This window comes from Salinibacterium hongtaonis, from assembly GCF_003065485.1.
Lineage (GTDB): Bacteria > Actinomycetota > Actinomycetes > Actinomycetales > Microbacteriaceae > Homoserinimonas > Homoserinimonas hongtaonis.
In genome coordinates this window covers 1095629-1116704 of sequence record NZ_CP026951.1, presented here as the reverse complement: position 1 = coordinate 1116704, position 21076 = coordinate 1095629, and the positions used below count along the sequence as shown (strand labels likewise).

At 64.3% G+C, this 21076-nt stretch carries 20 protein-coding genes; 4 read left to right on the top strand and 16 right to left on the bottom strand.

The features are described 5' to 3' along the window. Positions 1-119 precede the first annotated feature (119 nt). Complete coding sequence (locus C2138_RS13790) at positions 120-938, bottom strand: aggregation-promoting factor C-terminal-like domain-containing protein (RefSeq protein WP_241961192.1); 819 nt, start codon at positions 936-938, stop codon at positions 120-122. Between the two features lie 366 nt (positions 939-1304). Next, a complete protein-coding gene (locus tag C2138_RS05445) occupies positions 1305-2117 on the bottom strand; it encodes an aggregation-promoting factor C-terminal-like domain-containing protein (RefSeq protein ID WP_108516140.1) in 813 nt (270 codons plus the stop codon). Positions 2118-2648: 531 nt separating this feature from the next. Between C2138_RS05445 and C2138_RS05440 the strand changes: the two genes are divergently transcribed. From C2138_RS05440 to C2138_RS05430, 3 genes are read left to right on the top strand one after another with little or no spacing between them, the layout of a single operon-like run. Beyond that, entirely contained in the window at positions 2649-5468 is a 2820-nt protein-coding gene (locus C2138_RS05440; RefSeq protein ID WP_108516138.1) for a cation-translocating P-type ATPase, read from the top strand. Next, positions 5465-5956: an LLM class flavin-dependent oxidoreductase gene (locus C2138_RS05435; protein ID WP_241961191.1), complete on the top strand. Its 492-nt coding sequence runs from the start codon at positions 5465-5467 to the stop codon at positions 5954-5956. The genes C2138_RS05440 and C2138_RS05435 overlap by 4 nt, the downstream gene beginning before the upstream one ends. Beyond that, positions 5953-7473, top strand: a complete 1521-nt coding sequence (locus tag C2138_RS05430; RefSeq protein ID WP_108516136.1) for an FAD-dependent oxidoreductase — start codon at positions 5953-5955, stop codon at positions 7471-7473. Before C2138_RS05435 ends, C2138_RS05430 begins: the two co-directional genes overlap by 4 nt. A gap of 35 nt (positions 7474-7508) precedes the next feature. On the opposite strand, the gene C2138_RS05425 is transcribed toward C2138_RS05430, so the two are convergent. From C2138_RS05425 to C2138_RS05380, 10 genes are all read right to left on the bottom strand, one after another. Then, entirely contained in the window at positions 7509-8024 is a 516-nt protein-coding gene (locus C2138_RS05425; protein ID WP_108516135.1) for a Dps family protein, read from the bottom strand. Positions 8025-8134: 110 nt separating this feature from the next. Then, entirely contained in the window at positions 8135-9034 is a 900-nt protein-coding gene (locus C2138_RS05420) for a DNA topoisomerase IB (RefSeq protein WP_241961190.1), read from the bottom strand. Between the two features lie 229 nt (positions 9035-9263). Then, complete coding sequence (locus tag C2138_RS05415) at positions 9264-9641, bottom strand: hypothetical protein (protein WP_108516131.1); 378 nt, start codon at positions 9639-9641, stop codon at positions 9264-9266. Between the two features lie 35 nt (positions 9642-9676). Next, positions 9677-10633, bottom strand: a complete 957-nt coding sequence (locus C2138_RS05410) for an asparaginase (RefSeq protein ID WP_108516130.1) — start codon at positions 10631-10633, stop codon at positions 9677-9679. A gap of 23 nt (positions 10634-10656) precedes the next feature. After that, positions 10657-11307, bottom strand: a complete 651-nt coding sequence (locus C2138_RS05405; protein WP_199220387.1) for a TetR/AcrR family transcriptional regulator — start codon at positions 11305-11307, stop codon at positions 10657-10659. Between the two features lie 43 nt (positions 11308-11350). Then, a complete protein-coding gene (locus C2138_RS05400; protein ID WP_108516127.1) occupies positions 11351-12325 on the bottom strand; it encodes a phosphotriesterase family protein in 975 nt (324 codons plus the stop codon). 22 nt (positions 12326-12347) lie between these two features. Then, positions 12348-13373, bottom strand: a complete 1026-nt coding sequence (locus C2138_RS05395; RefSeq protein WP_108516125.1) for a DctP family TRAP transporter solute-binding subunit — start codon at positions 13371-13373, stop codon at positions 12348-12350. Further along, positions 13373-14311, bottom strand: coding sequence for a shikimate dehydrogenase (locus C2138_RS05390; RefSeq protein WP_233245410.1), 939 nt, complete (start codon positions 14309-14311; stop codon positions 13373-13375). The genes C2138_RS05395 and C2138_RS05390 overlap by 1 nt, the downstream gene beginning before the upstream one ends. After that, positions 14308-15582, bottom strand: coding sequence for a TRAP transporter large permease (locus C2138_RS05385; protein ID WP_108516124.1), 1275 nt, complete (start codon positions 15580-15582; stop codon positions 14308-14310). The genes C2138_RS05390 and C2138_RS05385 overlap by 4 nt, the downstream gene beginning before the upstream one ends. Further along, a complete protein-coding gene (locus tag C2138_RS05380; RefSeq protein WP_159078152.1) occupies positions 15579-16124 on the bottom strand; it encodes a TRAP transporter small permease in 546 nt (181 codons plus the stop codon). Before C2138_RS05380 ends, C2138_RS05385 begins: the two co-directional genes overlap by 4 nt. Before the next feature lie 116 nt (positions 16125-16240). Here C2138_RS05380 and C2138_RS05375 point away from each other — a divergent pair, with 116 nt between their 5' ends. Next, positions 16241-18019, top strand: coding sequence for a bifunctional sugar phosphate isomerase/epimerase/4-hydroxyphenylpyruvate dioxygenase family protein (locus C2138_RS05375; protein ID WP_108516121.1), 1779 nt, complete (start codon positions 16241-16243; stop codon positions 18017-18019). 93 nt (positions 18020-18112) lie between these two features. On the opposite strand, the gene C2138_RS05370 is transcribed toward C2138_RS05375, so the two are convergent. Genes C2138_RS05370 through C2138_RS05355 form a run of 4 tightly spaced genes read right to left on the bottom strand, consistent with a single transcriptional unit; the run spans position 18113 to position 21076 of the window. After that, a complete protein-coding gene (locus C2138_RS05370; protein WP_108516119.1) occupies positions 18113-18952 on the bottom strand; it encodes a substrate-binding periplasmic protein in 840 nt (279 codons plus the stop codon). A gap of 55 nt (positions 18953-19007) precedes the next feature. Beyond that, entirely contained in the window at positions 19008-19664 is a 657-nt protein-coding gene (locus C2138_RS05365) for an amino acid ABC transporter permease (RefSeq protein ID WP_108516118.1), read from the bottom strand. A gap of 3 nt (positions 19665-19667) precedes the next feature. Then, complete coding sequence (locus C2138_RS05360; protein WP_108516116.1) at positions 19668-20306, bottom strand: amino acid ABC transporter permease; 639 nt, start codon at positions 20304-20306, stop codon at positions 19668-19670. Beyond that, positions 20306-21076 (bottom strand): amino acid ABC transporter ATP-binding protein, encoded by a 771-nt coding sequence (locus tag C2138_RS05355; protein WP_108516114.1) that lies wholly within the window; start codon positions 21074-21076, stop codon positions 20306-20308. Before C2138_RS05355 ends, C2138_RS05360 begins: the two co-directional genes overlap by 1 nt.

The window sequence follows — 21076 nt, the reverse complement described above, 5'->3', positions numbered from 1 at the left end:
GCGCTCTCAGGTCACCGGAACGACCACAGGAGCGGTCTGCACGAAACCCTGCGAGCACAACGACAGCGGCCCGCGCGCTCCCCCCTGCGGGAGAGACGCGCGGGCCGCTGATGTGACCGCTAGTACCAGTTAACGGCTTGCGAGTGTGACCACGCGGCACACGGAGTGCCGTAGGCACGCTTGATGTAGTCGAGGCCCCAGCTGATCTGCGTCAGCGGGTTGGTCTGCCAGTCGGCCCCGTGCGTGGCCATCTTGCTGCCGGGCAGGGACTGGGGAATGCCCGTGGCGCCACTGGACGCGTTATAGGCATCCCACCGCCAACCCGACTCCTTCTGCCAGAGGTTCACGAGGCAGGAGAACTGGTCACCACCCCAGCCATACCTGCTGGCTGCCATGTCGCGGGCCGCCGCCTGAGCCCCGGCAGGGGTCGATGCGGCCGCCTGTGCGGCTGCGGCAGCCGCTGCCTGTTCTGCGGCAATGCGCTCGGCCTCGGCGGCCGCTGCGGCAGCGGCCTCTGCAGCGACCCTGTCGGCCTCTTCGATCGCCGCCTGCACGACGGGGATAGCCTCCTCGGCTTCTTCCACGAGGTCTTCGACGGTCTCGACCTCGAGGGCGGAACGGTCGGCCAGAGCGGTCACCGGGGTTGCCAATGCCGTCGCGTCGACCTTGCCAGATGCCGCAGCCAAGACGGGCGTTGCCGCCTCGATCACGGCGACGGCCGCCTCCTCGACTCGCTCTTCATACGCTGCCTGCTCTGCCGCCTCTTGCGCCTCGGCGGCAGCAGAGGCGCTCTGCGCCGTGAAGCCGCCTCCGACGACGCCGCCCATTGCCAAAAGGGCGACAAGGCCGAGAACGGCAAATCTGCGCTTCTTAGGCATCTCGTTGAACGTGGCGCGGAGTGCGCGAATAGGGGAAGGTAAGGATTTCTTCGTGGGCATAATCTTTCTCTCACGGCGAGTCCGGCAGTGAGCCGTGGCTCGCGGTTGACAGCTGACTGCGCCACGTAGGAGGCGCATACGGACGTATTAAGTCTCAAAATGCGGGCCTGAGAGACCGGTGGCAATCGGAGGATTTTCCTCCGAGAATGCCCAATCCCCGATCGGCCCGCACAGGGGATGCGCCGGATCAGAGGCTGCGCAACTCCGCTCATATCTCAGGCTCCGGCGGCGCGCTGGCCTTCGGGGACCGCGGCAGCAGCGCGCTAGTGGAGCGCTGACTACCCACGAAATACTCAGCGAACGCCAACAACAGCTGTTCTAGCCGCTGGGCGTTCGCTGAGTGTGCCGCTGGAGAGTGAACGCGGCTTAGTACCAGTTCACCGACTGAGAGTGACCCCATGCCCCACACGGGGTGCCATAGGCGCGCTTGATGTAGTCAAGGCCCCAGCTGATCTGCGTCGAGGCGTTGGTCTTCCAGTCAGCGCCGTGCGTTGCCATCTTGCTGCCGGGCAGCGACTGAGGAATGCCGGTGGCGCCACTGGAGGCGTTGTAGGCATCGACTCGCCAGCCAGATTCCTTCTGCCAGAGGTTCACGAGGCACGAAGCCTGGTCTGATCCCCAGCCGTACTTGCTGGCCATCATGTCTCGGGCGATCGCCTGAGCGCCGGCAGGGGTGGCGGATGCCGCCCTGGCGGCTTCTGCGGCCGCCGCGGCCTGTGCGGCCTGTGCGGCCTCTGCGGCAACTCGCTCGGCCTCTGCCGCAGCGGCAGCCGCTGCGGCCTCCGCCGCGACGCGGTCTGCCTCTACTATCGCGGCTTCCACCGCGGGGATCGCGGTGGATGCCTGCTCGATGAGATCCTCAACTACCTCGACCTCAAGAGTGGCGCGCTCCGTGAGCGAAGCGACGGGAGTAGCAAGGGCGGCGGCGTCAACCTTGCCCTGGGCTGCGGCGATCACGGGGGTCGCCGCTTCGATCACGCTGAGAGCTTCGGCCTCGACGCGCTGCTCGTAGGCGGCCTGCCTGGCCGCCGCTTCAGCTCGCGCTTCTTGGGCTGCGGCAACCTCTGCCGCTTCTGCTGCAACCGCGGCGCTTTGCACCGTCAAGCCGCCAGCAATGATGCCTCCGACGGCGAGAACCGCAACAGTAGCGAGGATGGCACTGCGCCGTTTCTTGGACATGCGCCCAAAGAGGTTCTTAAGCGCACGGATAGGGGAACTTAGTGATGTTTTCGCGGGCATAGCTTTCTCGGGAGGCGAACCCTCGCGCTGCGGCGTCGTTCGCGGTGACGGGGTGGTGCGCCAATTTCGGCGACTAGGGATGTTCCAGCCTCCGCTCCGAAACTGAGGGCCACGTACTAATCGGAGCGCAACGCTCCGAATATGCTCAAAGCTCGAAATTCGAGTTGGGAGGGACCAGGAACTCGCCTTCCGTGCCCGTCGCCCCGCAAACTCGGGGCAAAGCGCACCGGCCGCCCACACTGGAGGGCCCCAGCATGCGGAACGCACCGCTCCGCAACGGGCCAGAATCATCATGGAATACTCAGGAAACTCGCTGAACATGCGCTCTGGCGGTCGCGGTAACCATTCTGCGCGCTATCACTTGACCCCCCGGCCCATCGGCGGAGTTCACAATCGACACCCGGGAGCACTGTTCCGGCGCACCGAATCGTGCAACCCTGCACCTAACTTTCTGGCGAAGGGCGGTGGCGCATGTCAGACGCAACGAAGGCGTCATCAGTGCTCGCCGAGCCGTATCTTGCCGATGGCCTTGCTGTGGCGCACGAGCTCCGAGTCACCCCCTCGACGGGCCTCTCCGCAGAAGAGGCCGCGCACCGGCTCGCCACAGAGGGCCCCAACGAACTAAGGGGAACACCTCCCGTTCCGGGCTGGCGCCGCCTGCTCGCGCAGTTGCAGGACCCTCTCATCTACCTCTTGCTCGCCGCCGTCGCCATCTCGCTTGTTGCCTGGTTTCTCGAGGGAGCAGACGGCCCTCCCGTCGACGCCATCGTGATCGGCGCCATCATCGTGCTGAATGCCATCCTGGGCTACACCCAAGAGAGCAAAGCGGCCGACGCGGTGGCAGCGCTGAGCACGATGACCGCAGCCCACTCCACGGTGCTCCGCAACGGAGCCCTGGCGACAATACCCTCCGCAGATCTGGTGCGCGGCGACGTGCTCGTGCTCGGCGAAGGTGATGCGGTCGGTGCCGATGCTCGGCTGATTTTTGCCAGCGCACTTCGCGTGCAGGAGGCCTCACTCACGGGCGAAAGTGCCGCAGTCGTCAAGGATCCAGCGCCGCTGCACGGCAACGTCGCGCTGGGTGACCGCCTCAATATGGTCTACAAAGGCACCGCGGTAGCGCAGGGCGTAGGCCGCGGCGTCGTGACGGCAACGGGGATGTCAACCGAGGTGGGATCGATAGCCGACATGCTCGACTCCACGGTCGAGGCGCCGACTCCCCTACAGGTGGAGATCACCCGCATTAGCAAGATGCTCGGGGTCCTGGTGGTGGTCGTCGCCCTCATCGTGATGATCACGATCATCGTCGTGGGAGGCATCAGCGCTCCGAGCGACCTCGTGGTCGTGCTCCTGCTGGGCGTTTCTCTCGCGGTGGCCGCAGTGCCGGAGGGCCTGCCCACCATCCTCACGGTGGTTTTGGCTATCGGCGTTCAGCGCATGGCCAAACGAAACGCAGTCGTCACGAAGCTCAGCTCTGTGGAGTCCCTCGGTTCAGCATCCGTAATCTGCACCGACAAGACCGGCACCCTCACCCGCAACGAAATGACGATTGAGCGAGTGGTCACTGCCTCGGGCCAGGCAACGGTGGGCGGGGTCGGATACCGACCAGAAGGAGCGGTAACCCGCGATGGCGCAGAGCTCTCGTCCGACCAGCTGCGAGAGGTGCAGTTGGTGCTGGGCGCTGGCTCACTGGCGAACGATGCACAGCTCACCGAGCACAACGGGGACTGGAGAATTCAGGGCGACCCGACGGAAGCCGCGTTCCTGGTGGCCGCCCGCAAGCTCGCCGGCATGCAGAGCGGGCTCGCTCGCTTCGAGCGACAGGCTGAGATTCCGTTCACCTCCGATCGCAAGATGATGTCAACCCTCCACCGAGAAAAGGACGACGGCACCCTCCTTCTCTTCAGCAAGGGCGCCCCCGACATCCTGCTGGCCCATTGCACACGACTCCAGGTTGGCGACCATACTGTGCCGCTCACCGACGATTTGCGCCGCACCGCTCTGGACGAGGTCGAAGCGCTATCTCGGCAAGCGTTTCGCACCCTGGGTGTCGCTTACCGCCTCGACACCGACGCAACCGATGACGACGTATCGGGGTTCGACGAATCCCGCGAACGCGACCTGATCTACGCCGGAGTGGTCGGCATCATCGACCCGCCGCGGCAGGAGGTTGCGGGTGCCATCGACGAGGCGCACCGCGCGAGCATCCGGGTGATCATGATCACAGGAGATCACCCGTCAACCGCTGCCCGCATCGCCTCTGATCTGGGAATAGTCGAGGCTCCCGCGCGCACCGCAACGGGCATGGAACTCAGCCTGCTCGACGACGAGCAACTCCGCACCCTGACGCGGGAGGTCTCCGTCTATGCCCGAGTCTCACCGGAACACAAACTGCGGCTGGTGGATGCGCTGCAGGACGACGGCCATATTGTGGCGATGACCGGGGACGGGGTTAATGACGCCCCCGCTCTCAAAGCCGCCGACATCGGCATTGCCATGGGCATTACAGGAACGGAGGTAACCAAAGAGGCCGCGCGCATGATTCTCGCCGACGACAACTTCGCCACCATTGTGGCGGCAGTTCGCCAGGGCCGCGTCATTTTCGACAACATCAAGAAGTTCTTGCGCTATCTCTTGTCGTCCAATGTGGGCGAGGTGCTCACCGTCTTTCTCGGCGTGCTGTTCGCCGGGGTGATCGGTCTGACGGAGGCCAGCGAAGATTCGCTCGTGCTGCCTCTGCTGGCCACGCAGATTCTGTGGATTAACCTCATCACCGACTCCGCGCCTGCGCTCGCGATGGGGGTCGACCCCGAGGTCGACGATGTTATGGCCCGGCGGCCCCGCAAACTGACCGACCGTGCGATCGACGCCAGGATGTGGGGCGGGGTTCTTTCGATCGGCCTGGTAATGGCGCTCGTGACCCTTTTCTCGATCGACCTCCTTTTGCCGGGCGGCCTTGTCGACGGCAGCGAAAACCTCGACGTTGCCAGGACGGCGGGATTCACCACCCTCGTGTTCGCGCAGCTCTTCAACGCGCTCAACTCTCGTTCCGAAACCAGCAGCGCGTTCCGCAAACTGTTCGCCAACCCCTGGCTCTGGGGTGCCATTGCCCTCGGCGTACTGCTCCAAATCGCAGTTGTCGAGGTGCCGTTCCTGCAGGTGGCCTTTGGTACGGCCTCCCTCGATCTCGATCACTGGCTCCTCTGTTTCGCCCTCGCCTCAGTGGTGCTGTGGTTTGACGAGGTGCGAAAGTTCATCCTGCGCCTCATCGGCAGGAGAACGACGCTGTGAGCGACTACGGCCGCCCCGTACGACGTTTCGTCGATTCGTTTGTGCTGATGGGAGCCATCCTCGAACGCACCCAGCATCTGCGCGTGTTTCCGGGTGTTGCCAATGTGCCACTGAGACCACCGGCGATGATCGCTAAAACAGCGGCAAGCCTCGACCTGCTCTCGGGCGGGCGTTTCGAGCTGGGACTCGGCGCAGGCGCATTCTGGCCTGCGATCGAGGGGCTTGGCACTCCCCGCCGCTCCCCTGCCGAGGCTGCCGCATCGTTGGTGCCGTCGGCCTCGTTCATTCCCCCCTCGTCGTTGCCCGATATGCATGCGCGCATCGACGCGGGCTGGATCGACGAGCTCACCGGGCTGGTTATCGAGGGCGGCATGGATACTTTCGTGTTCGGCCCCGCTGCGGATGCCGTGCACCAGGTCGAACGTTTTGCTGCAGAAGTGGCTCCCGCGGTGCGGGAGTCAATAGGAAAGGAACGGGAACAACGATGACGACGACTGAGAGAAAAGCGCTGTGGTTCGAAGACCGACAGCCGATCGACAGCGAAGCGGACGAGTTCATACCCGGATCGGCATACGACGCGGTTATCGTCGGAGCGGGGCTCACCGGGCTCACCACGGCACTCATGCTCGCGCGTGCTGGGCTTTCTGTCGCTGTGCTTGAGGCGCGGTTTGCCGGGGCGGTGGCCACAGGCAACACCACGGCAAAACTGAGCCTGCTGCACAGCAGCGCACTCTCCGAAATTCGGGCCCACACCTCAGTCTCGGTCGCCCAGGCATACATGGAGGGCAACCGGCAGGGACAGGCCTGGCTGCTCGATTACCTGAGCGAACGAGGTGTCGCAGTCCAGCGCAGGGATGCTTTCACCTATGCGGCAACCCCCGACGGCGTCTCCTCGCTCGACACGGAGTTCGAGGCCTGCACCGACGCCGGTCTCGACGTGACGCGGGTCATGGAGACCGAGCTGCCGTTCGAGATCTACGGGGCAATCAAGCTTGCCGATCAAGCTCAGTTCAACCCCCTCGACGTCGTGGCAGCGTTGGCTAAGGACGTGCGGTCCCTGGGGGGCGTCATCATCGAGCAGGCACGGGTGCAGAGCGTGGATGCTGGTGAACCCGTCTCAGTTGTGACCCGTCGCGGCACGGTCTATGCCACACGGGTGATCCTGGCGACCGGCATTCCCATGCTCGACAGGGGTTTGTATTTTGCCAAGCTCACCGCGATGCGCTCCTATGCCCTCGCTTTTCGCGTGCCCACCGAAACCGGAACAGCGCCCGCGATCCCCCAGGGCATGTATCTGTCGATCGACACACCGAGTCGCTCGGTGAGGAGCGCACCGGTGGCAGGCGAAAACCGCCTGCTAGTCGGGGGAAACGGCCACGTCGTGGGGCGAGACTCGAACACCATGGACAACGTGCGGGACATCGAGCGGTGGACGGCTGAGCACTTTCCCGGCGCCATCCGCACCCACTCCTGGTCTGCACAGGATTACCGCTCAGCCAACCGCATCCCCTTCGTGGGCTGGATGCCCCGGTCGCATCACAGGGTCTTCATCGCCACCGGATACAACAAGTGGGGCATGACCAACTCGGTCGCAGCGGCGCTGAGTCTCACCGCCGAAATTCTGAGCGACAGCCTGCCGTGGGCGGAAACTTTGCACCACCGTGTCACCAGACCGCGATCGATGGCCTCTGGAATCGCTGCGGGCGCGGAGGTGGGAGGGGCGTTCACCTCGGGGTGGACACAGGCAGAGCTCACCAAGCTGCCCGATACCGCCCCAGAGGAGGGGACGGGTGTCGTGGGCCAGCAAGGACTCAAGCCCACGGCGGTCTCAACGGTAGACGGTGTGACCTGCGCGGTCTCTGCCATATGCACGCATATGGGCGGCATCGTCACCTGGAACTCCGCCGAACGCTCATGGGATTGCCCCCTGCACGGCTCGCGCTTCGATGCGGACGGCCGCTTACTAGAAGGGCCCGCGACCGACGATCTCGATCAGATCGAGTAGGTCGTCGGTCGCGGGCCCGTTAAGCACCGCGCGGGTTACTTCTTCTTTGACTTGCTTGATGCCGAGGACTTGGCCGCCGCGGGGCTCGTCTGCTTGACGGAGCCCGGCGTGCGGTTCTCGGCGCTGATCATCCACGCGTACTGCTCGAGCTTCTCGATGATCGCGTGCAAAATATCCGCCGTTGTGGGGTCTTCTTCATCGATCTGGTCGTGCACGTTGCGCATCGTCTCCGAGGTGCCCATCAGGCGCTCGGTGATGAGGTTGATCGCGTCGTGCGTCGACACCTCGCCGGCGGGGAATGGCTCAAGCGACGTTGTTGAGGCGACGGTGCGGGAGTTTCCGTCCGGTTCGGCGTTGAGGGCACGCATACGCTCGGCAACCTCGTCGGAGAACTCGCGGGCACTCAGCACTACGTCGTCGAGCTGCCGGTGCAGGTCTCGAAAGTTGGTGCCCACGATGTTCCAGTGAGCCTGCTTACCCTGCACATGGAGCTCGATGAGATCAACGAGCACCGCCTGAAGATTGCGGGTGAGAGTTGCTGATGCCTTCACAGTGTTCCTTTCGCTAACTGAGGCCCGGGCACGAATGCCCGCGGCAACCGCTGATAGTGGCCCAGCTGCCTGACCGTTCTACGGGTTGACAAGCGAACGGAGTGCGTTTATCAAGGGGTGCCCAGCAGGAGCTCGCGAATGGCGCGCTCGGGAGAAACCGAGCCAGTGCGCAGCAGGGCTCCGCTGCGAAATCGGTCGATCACGCGAGGGTCGATATAGGTGGACCGAGCAACGGCCGGGGTGTTGCCCAGCAGGTGCGCAGTTGCCCGAACCGCCTCGTTGATCGCCCGCTTTGTGGCTGCCGCCTTCGGTTGCGTGCCCAACGCGGCAAGCTCCCTCGCCGCAATGATCGTGCCGTGAAGCGTGCGGAAGTCCTTAGCCGTGAAGTCACCGCCCGTGCGCGCCCGCACATAGTCGTTAACCTCCTCTGGCCGAAGCGCCCGCCATCTGTTGCCGTCCTTCCACGCGAGCAGCCTGGAATGAGGGCCTCGAGTTTTGAGCGAGCGGATTGCGGCGGCCAGATCTGGGTCCTCCGTGCGCGACGACCAGTCCATCGCCGACTTGCCCACAAACTCCAGCACCACGGTGTCTGCCGACACATGGGCGTCTGAGCCCTCGAGGGTGGTGAGGCCCTTGCTGCCATGGAGCTGTGCGTAACGTTCGCTGCCCACTCGCAGATAAGCACTATCCAAGAGACGAAACGCCACCGCCAGAGCGCGGTCGCGCGTGCCTGGCTCGCCACGGAGATCGCGGGTCACCTGGGCGCGAGCGCGGGGCAATCTCTCTGCCAACTCAAGCGCTCTGTCGTATTTCGCGCGCGCACGCGATCGCTGCCACTGCTCGTGATAGATGTACTGTCGGCGCCCACTGGCGTCTGTTCCGCACGCTTGGATGTGGCCGTTGCGATGGGGCGAAATCCACACATCGGTCCAGGCTGGTGGGATAGCGAGAGCATCGACGCGCTCCCGCTCATAGGGGCTCGTCACGGCCCCGCCGCTCTCGTTGAGCAATGAATATCCTGTGCCGCGCCGACGGCGGGTCCACCCCGGGTGCGACGGGTTTGTGGTTCTCAGCCGCGGCATCCTGATCCCCTGCCTTCAGACGCCCGCTGCACGGCCCGGTGCCTCGCAGGGCCGCGCTCGTGCTCGCGCGACCGTGTCGTCTTGGACATGATTCTCCTGGTCTTCCACGTTGCTCGCCTCGGGCCGGGCCGATCAACACTCTGATGTATACCCGCAATCAGTCGAGAGTGAACAGCCTGTCGTCTCCGGGCTCGAGCCGAGTCAGCGAATCCGGGGCAGGAAAACCGAGGGAATAGAACACCTGAGGAGCCCCGACGGCGCCGAAATCGTCCTTCTTAACGGTGATGCTCGTCGGCGTGACCTCGGCGATGCGCACTCTCAGGTCGCTGCCGTCGTCGAGGGCGAGCACGTAGAGGTCGGCGAGATAACCGATGCCGAGCTCGTCGAGCGTCTCTTCAGCGACGAGCCATTCAACGGGGGCCGTGCGCTCTCGTCCGAGCAGATCGACGACGACGAACCCATCGCCGCGCGGAATCATCCAGCCCACCAGCTCACCGTCACCTCGGCGATGCTCAATCCACTCGTCACCCGCCATGAAAGGCCACGTTAGCAATCGGGTTGCGCGTTGCGTTAGCGATGCCGAGCGAACCACTCGGCGAAGTCCGCCCCCGTGTGCCCCTGCGAGATCAGAAGAGCGGCGAGAATGCGGGCTTGAAACGGGTTGAGATCGCCAGAGACGACGGCTCCGGACGCTACAAGGTCGATGCCGCCACCGTTGCCGTAGGTGGGAACGACCGGTCCCCACGGCACGCGGGTCGAGAGCACGACGGGCTTGGCAGACTGGGCAATCGCTTCGGCAAACCCCGGGCCGGCGTTGCCCACTCCCGAACCGGCGATGACGACGCCGTCTGCGCGGCCGAGAGCGGCCGTGAGCAGCGTCGATTCCGCGCCGACATACGTTGTGACGATATCGACGACGGTGCTGTCGAAGCGTGGGGTGGGCAGGTCGAGCGGTGTGTGGTTGCCGAGCACTGCGGCGGGGACAAGCTCCTCCCCCGCAAAGTGGGCCACCTCGATGCCGCCGCGAAAGGGTGAGGCGGCTACGGTGTGGGCTTTGCGCGCACCCCGAGCGGTGCGCACGGTGCCACTAAAGGAGATGAGGGCGCCGAGCCCACGCATGCTGTGATTCGCGGCCACGGCGATCGCCTCTGCCAGGTTTCTGGGCCCATCGGGGGCCAGGGAATCGGCCATCTGCTGCGCTCCTGTGAGAACGACGGGCTTGGGAGAGGCCTTGACAAGATCGAGCAGGTAGGCGGTTTCTTCGAGAGTATCGGTGCCGTGGGTCACGACGATGCCGTCGACATCAGGGTCTGCTGCGGCCTCGGCGACGCCCTCCGCGATGAGCCGCAGGTGCGCGAGGGTGAGCCGGTAGCTGCCGAGTGTCAGGATGTCGCGGTGCGAGATGCGATGGTCATGCGCGAGACCTGAGACGAGTTCTGCGGTGCTGGCCTCCGCCACTCCCCCGGCATCGCCGTGCGAACGGGATGCGATGGTGCCGCCGGTGCCGAGAACGTGAATGTGTGCCATGCCTACAACGTACGCCGCACCGTCTACAACGGGGCAGAAAGCCAGGCGACTACCACGTCGCCAATGAGGTTGCGATGGTGGTCGCGGCGATCCTCGGCCAATAGATCGCGCTCAAAGAGGTACCCGAAGGTGTGCTGGTTGGCCACCTGAAAGAAGCAGTACGAGCTGATGAGTAGGTGCACGTCGAGCGCGTCGACATCTGCCCTGAGCATTCCCGCCTCGCGCCCGCGAGCGAGTACGTCTTCGAGCAGGCCCAATGCGGGCCGGTTGAGATCCCGCAGCGAGTCGAGTCGGCGGATGGACCTGCCGTGGTTGATGTTCTCGATCGACACCAGGCGAATGAACTCGGTGTGGTTGAGGTGATGGTCGTAGGTCAATTCGGCGATGCGGCGGACGGCCTCGATGGGGGGCAGATCGCCGACCTCCTGCGACCGTTCTGCCTCACGGATGCCGCGGTAGGCGTTCTCCAGCACGGCAAGGTACAGCTTCTCCTTGCTGCCGAAGTAGTAATAGATCATGCGCTTGGTCGTGCGCGTCTGCTCGGCAATATCGTCGACCGTTGTGCCCGCATATCCGGACTCGGCGAAGACGGTGGTTGCTGCGGTGAGCAGGTCGGCACGGGTGCGTTCCGGATCCCGGCGCCGCACAGGTGAAGAAGCAGAAGATTCGGTCACGGTCACACCAATCGAGCAGTTTCAGGGGCAGGAGCGGGGCGGGCTATTCGCCGCACAGCACCCGTCGGGGGTTCTCGACCATGAGCTGATGAATCGTCGCAGCGTCGACGCCTTCTGCCACGAGCCTTGGCAGGATCGAGCGCGAGATCTGCTCCATGTGCCAGTTGGGAGCGTTGACGGCACGCCACGAGGGAGGGGTCATTCTGCTAAAGAACGCGGCGTCGTGAGACAACACCAGCTGGGAGGTGAGACCCTCCTCGATCAGCGCGAGGAGGCTGCGCACTCTGACCTCGTCTGAACCCATGTGGTCCATTCCAAACCGGTCGAAGCCGAGATAGGAACCGCGGGCGGCAACCTCGCGAAGGTAGTCGAGGTCGCCCGTGTCGCCGCTATGGCCGATCACGACGCGGTCGAGACCGACGCCGAGGCGCTCGAGAAGATCCTGCTGCTCTAGCCCACCGTGGGAGGCGGCGTGGGAGTGGGTCGTGACGGGAACCCCCGTCTGGATATGGGCGATCGCCGCAGCCTCGAAGACCCGGTTCACGTCTGGAGTGATTCCGTGCGCCTCAGACGCGACCTTGAGCATGCCCGCACGGATGGTGGTGCCGGCGATACCTCGCTCGATATCGCCGATGAAGAGGTCGATGAGGGGATCGGGTCCGTCGACGAGCCGACCCGGTCCGTTGAGCTGAAAATGGTGCGGCAGCACGTCGCTCGTGTAAAACCCCGTCGCGGCGACAAGCTGAACGGGCACCCGTTCCGCGACGCGACGCACGCGCTCAACATCGCGTCCGTGCCCCAGCACGGTGAGATCGACAACGGTGCGCACGCCGAGCGCATACAAACGCTCGAAGCCGGCAATCGCTCTTTCGATCGCATGCTCTTCATCCCATTCGGGATGCGGCATGTTCACGTCGAGCTCCGGGCTCATCACGAACACGTGTTCGTGAATGAGCGTCGTGCCGAGCTGTTCCGCCGTCACCTCACCGGTGAAGGTCGGAACCGTGCGCACCGTCATCTCTCTCGCTATTCCCGTCTAGTTACTTAGACGAGGTGGAGCGAATTGCTTCGAAGACCTCAAGCGACTCACCCGTGAGGGTCTCCTCGAGGTAGGCGACAGCCTTGTCCTGGAAAGCGTCGACGTCTACGTCGGCAACGATCTCCCAGTCGCCCGCCGTGCGCCACTCTTCGAGGGTCGCTTCTTCGTCATCCGCAACACACGTGGTGACCTCGGTGACAGCGGTTGCAACGGCGTCCGTGAGGGCACCCTGCTGCTCTTCGCTGAGGTCGTTCCACTTGGAGCTCATGATCACGAGGTTCGTGTTGAGCTGGTGCGCGCTCAAGCTCAGGTAGTCCTGAACTTCGGCGAGGTTCTGCGACTTGATGTTCGTGATGGGGTTTTCCTGACCCTCCACGGTGCCCTGCTGCAGGGCGAGGTAGAGCTCCTCGTAGGCAACCTCGGTCGCCTGAGCGCCCAGAGCCTTGGCGTTCATGAGGAACTGGGGCGAACCGGGGAAGCGGATGCGCAGGCCCGAGAGGTCGTCAGGCGTGCGGATGGGGGTGTTCGATGTGAAGTGGCGAGCACCGGCCGACCAGACGCCGAGCGTGTAAACGCCGGCGGCCTCTGCGAACCCATCGATGACGACGTCGGAAGCGTCGCTCTCCATGAACTCCGCAAGGTGCGCTGCGTCATCGAATGCATACGCCGCGTCGAGCACGCTGATCGGCTCGTAAACCGCGCCGAGTGCCGATGCGCCCTGGATGTCGATGTCGATGTCGCCCGAGGCAACCGACGCGATACGGTCGGCGTCGCCACCGAGCTGGCTCGACGGAAAGAGCTCGATCTTGAGGCCAACATCAGCCTTCTCGATCTCGTCCGCGATGACCTGAGCGCCACAACGATCCTGCGGCTGGTCGGGGTTGTAGCTGTGCGCAAGGGTGAGCTCGATGGTGCCGCCTTCGGCACTCTCGCCTCCGCCCGATTCGCCCGCGCAGCCCACCAGCAGCATTGCTGGGGCGGCCATCAGGGCGATCCACTTCATTCCGTGAGAACGACGTGTGATCATCAGTTTGTTCCTCTCTTTGGTGCCACTGGGGCAGGGTTTCCCGACGCTTCTGCAGCGACGAGAGTCTGGAGATCGGAGAGCATCGCTGCCCGATCGGCTGGTTGACCTGTGAAAATTTCAAAAGCATCCGCTGCCTGGTGCATCGCCATTCCCAGGCCAGACATCGTGCGGCATCCGCGAGCCTTGGCTCGCTTCAACAGCTCTGTCTCTGCCGGTCGATAGACGATGTCGGCTACGAACATGGTGGGTGACAGAAGCTCGGTGTCGAAGGCGGTTCCGGGATGAGCCGCCATGCCCCACGGCGTGGCGTTGACAACGCCATCGGCGCCGTCAATCCACTGCGGCAGATCTTCGAGCCTCGCAGCCCGCACCTCACCATTAGCTGAACCTCGCACCCCTGAGGCGAGCGCTTCGGCCCGCTCAAGGTCGACATCAACGATCACGAGCTCGCGCACCTCGCGGCCGGCGAGAGCCGAGGCGACTGCTGCCCCGGCACCACCGGCACCGATGAGAATGACGCGGCCCCGAGCATCTGAGCCGAAAGCATCGTCGAACGCCGCCCCGAACCCGGTGACATCGGTGTTGTGGCCGACCATGCGGTCTCCGTCGAAGACGACAGTGTTGACGGCACCGACGGTGCGCGCGCTGGTCGCAAGCTCATGAAGGTGCGCAATAACGGCCTGCTTGATGGGGTGCGTGATGTTGAGGCCCGTGAACCCCATCCGCCGCGCTGCCCACAGCAGCTGCGCGATGTTCTCCTCCGTTGCCTCGCCCTCGGCGAGGTCGATCGGGCGATACACGTAGTGCATCTCGTGACGGGCACCTTCGAACTCATGCATCGGGGGTGTGAGCGACGGGATGACGCCCTCACCGATGAGGCCGATTAGCACGGCAGGTCGCCGCACCTCGGCCCCAGCTGTATCGATCAGGTCGTTCACAGTCCGAGCACTCCCGGCAACCACATCACGGCATCAGGGAACAGGATGACGAGTACGACGATCACGAGCGACGGGATCATGAACGGCAGGCAGCCCTTGAACACTTCGCCGACGCGGGTCTTCGACACTGCCGCCGTAACGAATAGAACGGTACCGACAGGGGGCGTGAGCAGACCGATCATCAGCGAAATGATGAGCATCACGCCGAGCACGATCGGGTCAACGCCGTACTGGATGGCAATGGGCATGAGAATCGGCACGACGAGCACGAGAATCGCCGTCGCGTCGATAACGGTGCCGAGCACGAGCATCAGCAGGGCCGCAAGGGCCATGAAGACGGTCGGGTTATCGGTCAGCGAGAAGAACGCCTCCGTGAGCATCTGCGGCAGACGCTCCTTGGCGAGGATGTAGCCGAGCAACGACGCGCTCGCCACGATGAGCATGATCGCCGCGGTCGTGAGGACCGACTCCTTGATGGCGGTGACGAAGCCCTTGAGACTCAGCGAACGCTGCAGGATGCCGACGAGCAGGATGTAGGCGACACCCACGGCTGCGGCCTCCGTCGGCGTGAAGAATCCGCCCAGGATTCCGCCCAGGATGATGAACGGGGTGATCATCGGCAGGATGACGCCCTTGGTCGACGCAAGCACTTCGGCCTTGTTCCACACACCCTTTTGGATGGCGGGGTTGCGACGAACGAGCACCCACACGACGATGCAGAGTCCGATCGCCATGAGCAGCGCGGGGATCACGGAGGCGGCAAAGAGTGCTCCCGTGGAGATCGCGGCAAGTCCGGCGAAGATTACGGCGGGAATGCTCGGGGGCATCACGGGGGCGATCAGCGAGGATGCCGCGTTGACACCGGTCGCAAAGCGACGGCTGTATCCAGCCTTGAGCATTGCGGGGATCTGCACCTTGCCCAGCGCTGCGGCGTCGGCGACAGCCGATCCGCTCATCCAGGAGAAGCCGACACTGGTGCCGACCGCTACGTAGCCAAGGTTTCCCTTGACTCGCGCGAGCACCGCAAGGGCGAAGCGAAACAGACGGTCCGCGATGCCGGCGTGGTTCGCTAGGGCACCGAGAAAGATGAAGAGCGGCACGGCCAGCAGGGGAAAGCTGCCCATGGCGTTGGTGACGCTTCGCAGCGCCATACCGGTGGACTGGCCTTCGAGCACCATGTAGAGGAGCGACGGGCCAAGAAATGCGAACGCAACAGGAACGCGGATAACGAGGAGTACGGCAATAAGCAGGCCGAGGATTAGGAGGCTCATGCGGCCGTCACTTCACTTTCGTCGTAGTCCGTGAGCTTCGGACCGTTGATGAACACATCGGCTGCGGCGATGGCCGACCGGATGGTGAGGCTCACCACCCCGATGAGCACGGGGATATAAACGAGCGACATGGGCAGGCGCAGCACGGGCGACTTGATGATGCTCTGCGTGGTCACGAGGGACCACGCCTCGTAGGTGAGACCGGCTCCGACGGCGACGACGATGACCAGGGCGATTCCCTGCACGATGCGTACGACCATCTGGTTCTTGAAGGTGTCGACGATCTCAAGGGCGATGTGTCCGCGGTTGGTGATGAGCACACCCATTACCGAGAACGTGAGCCAGATCATCGAGAACTTCGCGAGCTCCCCCGTCCAGGCAAAGCCCTCGAACGGCGTGTACCGCTGAGCAGCTTGCGCGAAGACGAGTACGAAGATCGCGATTAGGGCGACCGCCCCGATCGTGATTTCGATCGTCGTTAGTACTTGAGCTATGCGCCGCAGAGGGCCCAGTCGCCTTTGACGTGGTTGTGGATTACTCACGAGACTTCCTTGTTTCCGGGAGCGCAGGCCACCTGCGCGGCACTAACGTACTGGTTATTACATTATTTATGCAAGACGACTTTCCGAATAATGTACAAATCGGTACATTAGCCATCATGCGCACTTCGATAGCCACTGTCTGTCTCTCTGGAAGCCTCACCGAAAAACTCCACGCGTGCGCGGCCGCCGGCTTCGACGGCATCGAAATAATGGATGCCGATCTCACGAGCGCCTACGAATCCCCCGAAGAGATTCGCGCGCTGTGCGCACGGCTCGGCCTCAGCATCGATCTGTTTCAGCCATTCCGCGACTTCGAGGGCGTCGATGAGGTCACGCTCGCCGACAATCTGCGCAGGGCAGAAGCCAAGTTCGACATCATGGAGCGCATCGGCGCCGACACAATCCTGCTGTGCAGCAACGTGGGCACGGCCACCGTCGACGACGACGAGGTTGCCGCACGCCAGCTCGGCCAGCTCGCCGATCTCGCCGCAGCCCGCGGCATCCGCATTGCCTATGAGGCCCTCGCCTGGGGCCGATACGTCGACGACTACCGCCACGCCTGGCGCATCGTGCAGCTCGCAGACCGCCCCAACCTCGGCGTCTGCCTCGACAGCTTTCACATCCTTTCGCGCGGCCACGACCCCGCAGGCATCGAGCAGATCGATGGCGACAAGATCTTCTTCTTGCAGCTTGCCGACGCCCCCGCCCTGCAGATGGACGTGCTGTCGTGGAGCAGGCACCACCGCCTGTTTCCCGGCGAAGGAGACTTCGCGCTCACCGCATTCCTCTCTCATGTCATCCGGGCCGGCTATACGGGGCCGCTCTCGCTTGAGGTCTTCAACGACACCTTCCGCCAAACAGACGCCGTGCGAACCGCGGCGCATGCCCGGCGCTCGCTCACGTGGTTGGCCGATCGAACCGCGACGGAGAACGGCTGGAGCGAAGACCGGCTGGTGAGCGCCCAGGCCGCCCACGGCATCGACTTTGTCGAGGTCGCCGGCGCGGATCTCTCCGACATGGACCAGATGCTCGCCCAGCTCGGCTTCGCGTTCCGCGGACGCCACAGGAGCAAGCCTGTGCGGCTGTGGAGCGCGGGCGATGCCCGCATCATCCTCAATGAGCAGGCCAAGCATGAGCAGGCGCAGGTGGCCGGCTTCGGCCTCGTTGTGGACGACGCCGCTGCGGCCGTCGAGCGCGCGCTCGCACTCGGCGCTCCCAGCGTCTTTCGTCGCACCTATGCCGGGGAACACGAGCTGCGCGCCGTTGCCGCACCGGATGGCACCGAGGTCTATTGGCACGATCAGCCCGCCGACGAGTCCTGGGCGACCGAATTCGACGGTGGCAGTACCATCGGCGCGACGGCCGGGGTCATCGACCACGTCAACCTCGGATACCGCTGGCAAGACTTCGACGATGCGGTGCTCTTTGCCGCGAGTGCGCTCTCTCTCACGGCCGAATCGTCCTCTGATGTGCCAAGCCCGAACGGTTTGGTTCGCAGCCAGGTGATGCGCACAGAAGACGGCGTCGTTCGGCTTCCCATGAATCTGGCACCACCCACCGCTCCCCTGCCAACCCGGCACATCGCGGTGCGGTGCGACGATGCGATCGCTGTTGCTCGGCATGCGCGGGCCGCGGGGCTCACCTTCTTGCCGATCCCCCGCAACTACTACGACGATCTCTCGGCCCGTTTCGACCTCGACGAAGGGTTTCTTGCCACGCTGCAGGAGCTGGATCTCTTCTACGATCGGGATGCGGATGGCGAGTTCATCCACTTCTACACGCCGACGGTCGGCGGCGTGTTCCTCGAAATCGTTGAGCGCCGCGGCGGCTATGACGGCTACGGCGCCGTGAACGCGCCCGTGCGGCTCGCCGCGCAGCGAGCCACGGCTCACTAACGCGCTCGATCATGGGCCGCTTAACCAGCACCCCCTGAACCAAACAAATCGGGCCCCCGCGTGGCGGGGGCCCGATTTGTGCGTTAGCGAACGCTAGATCAGACGCGAGTCTCCCACCTCGGCGGCCGAGGCCGGGAGGCCATAGGCGGCGAGGATCTTGACCAGACGGCCGTCTTCACGCATCTCGGCCGCGAGGGCGTTGAAGGCGTCGGACAGCGCCGTGTTGGCGGGGTCGAAGAGCACAGCGGTCTGCGACGGCACGTTGGTCGAGTCGACGCGAGCGTCTTCCTTGAGGACCTCGATCACGTAGTCCTCGCCCTGGGTGGCGATGGTGGCGGCTCCATAGCCGTCGAGGGCAGCATCCAGACGGCCCGCCTTGAGGTCCTGGGCCAGGCTCAGCGAGTCGGGGTAGACGCGCGTCTCGGTGCCGGGCAGGTTCTTGAGGTCGTCGACCCAGAGGTATCCCTCAACGGTTCCGATGGTCTTGCCGAGCAGCTCGTCGACCGTGGAGAAGCCCTCCTCGGAGTAGACGCTGAGCTCGTCAAGGTAGAGCGGGTCGCTCAGGGTAACAACCTCGGCGCGGGCCTCGGTGCGGTAGAAGCCACCGAGAGCAACGTCAACGCGGGCCTGCTCGGTCGCCGGGATGGCGGTCGCGTAGGTGTACGGCGCGAACTCGATGCTCAGGCACTCCTCCGCGGCGAACTCGGTCATCATGTCGCTGTCGATGCCAGAGATGGAGCCATCGGCCTCGAGCGAGTACGGCGGAGTGTTGGTGAGCGCAACCGTGAGCACACCCTCCTTCACCGTCTCGACCCCGGTGCGGGGCTCGCAGTCATCAGCGACGGTTGATTCCGACGCGGCTGAGCATCCAGAAAGCAGCAGTGCAGACACAACGGCGACGCCGCCGATGCCCGTGAGAGAACGCTTGTTCATTTCGACTCCTTGTTGTGTGGATATTTCGGGTTGTGATTGGTGACGCTGGGTGGGGCTAACTCAGGTGGCGGCTGAGTCGCTTCTCGAAGTTCTCGACGAGCCAGCCCCCTGGCACGGTGATCACGAGGTACATGAGCCCCGCGAGGGTGAGCACTTCGAGGTAGTGGAAGGTGGATGCACCCACCGAGTAGGCCTGGCTCAGCAACTCGGGCAGACCCAGCGTGAACGCGAGGGAGCTGACCTGGAGGATGAGGATGGCGAACCCCATGAGGGTGGGAAGCGCGATGCGGAAGCCCTGCGGGACCACGATGAAGCGCATAACGTCGAGCCGCTTGATGCCGAGGGCATCGGCCGCCTCGATCTCACCGTCGGGCACGGCACGAAGGCCGGCCCGGATGATCTCACTCGTGTAGGCGGAGGTCGTGAGCGACAGGGCGACGACGGTGGCCGTAAACGAGTCGAGCACGATGTTGAACTCGGGCAGACCGAAATAGACCATCTGCAGCATCACGATCGCGGGCATTCCGCGCCCCACCTCGATAAAGATCATCGTGAGGATGCGAACGACGCGACTCTTGACCGACGAGAGCAGGGCGAGCCCAAGCCCGAGCGGGATGCCGACCAGCAGGCTGAGCGCCGTGACCTGCACGCTCACCCAGAGCCCGGAGAGCAAACGCGGGGACCATTCGAGCCAATCTGAAAGCAGTTCCATGGCCTAGCCCCTCCTTCCGAAGCTGAGTTTCTTTTCGAGCCAGCGAGACAGGGCAGCGAGCGGGCTGCCGATGGCGATGTAAACCGCGCCGGCGATGACGAAGGGCAGAAGCCCCTCCCCCGTGCTGCGCGCCGCCTGATTGGTGACGAACATGATTTCGACAACGCCAATAGTCGAGACGATCGACGAGTCCTTGAGCAGGCTGATCAGCCACGTCACCATGCCGGGAATCGCCACGCGAAAGGCCTGCGGCCCGATGACATTGGCAAAGATGGTCGCGCGACCGAGCCCGAGAGCGGATGAGGCCTCAAACTGCCCAGCGGGCACCGCCAGCAGACCACCCCGGTAGATCTCAGCCAGATGACCGGCCGAAATCAGCCCGAGACCCATAATCGAGGCGACCACGGGGTCCCAGCGGATCACCGACGAGCCCACTCCGAAGAACAGGATGAAGATGAACACGACCGGCGGGATGCCGCGCAGGATGTCGATCACGGCCTTGCTGAGCACGCGAACGATGGCATACGGTGCCCGCCTGCCCGCTGCGAGCGGGAGGGCGAGAAGTGCGCCGATTGCGAAGCTGACCAGGGTCACAAAAAGCGTGACCGGAACAGCGGCAAGGATCTTGAGAAACAGATCCATCAGCGGTCCGTAATGGCCGAGAGAAACTTTCTCGCGCGCTCGGTCGTGGGGTTGGCGAGCAGCTCGCGCGGCTCCCCCTCCTCGATGATCGCGCCATCCGCCATCACGATGAGGCGGTCGGCCACATCGGCGGCGAAGTGAATCTCGTGGGTGACCACAATCATCGTCATGCCGATGTCGGCGAGCTGGCGCATGACGGCCAGCACCTCGAGCCCCAGCTCGGGGTCGAGCGCCGATGTCGGCTCGTCGAAGAGCATGATCTGCGGGTCAAGAGCTAGTGCGCGCGCAATCGCGACGCGCTGCTGCTGCCCGCCGGAACACTTCTGCGGGTAGGCATCCATCTTGGCGCCGAGGCCGACGCGCTCGAGCAGCTCGCGGGAGCGAGCATCGGCCTCAGCCCTGCTGCGGCCGAGCACCCGCTCCTGCGGGAACGAAACGTTGCGCAGCACACTCATGTGTGGGAACAGGTTGAACGACTGAAACACCATGCCGACCTTGCGGCGCAGGTCGAGCAGGTCTGCGGCCGAAACGCGGCCCGCGAAGTCGATGTTGCTGCCCAGCACCTCAAGGGTTCCTGAGTCGGGAACCTCCAGCTGGTTGATGCAGCGCAGAAGAGTGCTCTTGCCTGAGCCGCTCGGGCCGATGATCGCGACGACCTCGCCCTTGTTGACGTCGAGCGACACGTCACCGACGGCGGTGTGATCGCCGTAGGTCTTGTGGATGTGCTCGAGCCGCAGGATGGGCGCAGCCTCGTTTGTGTGGTCCGTCAT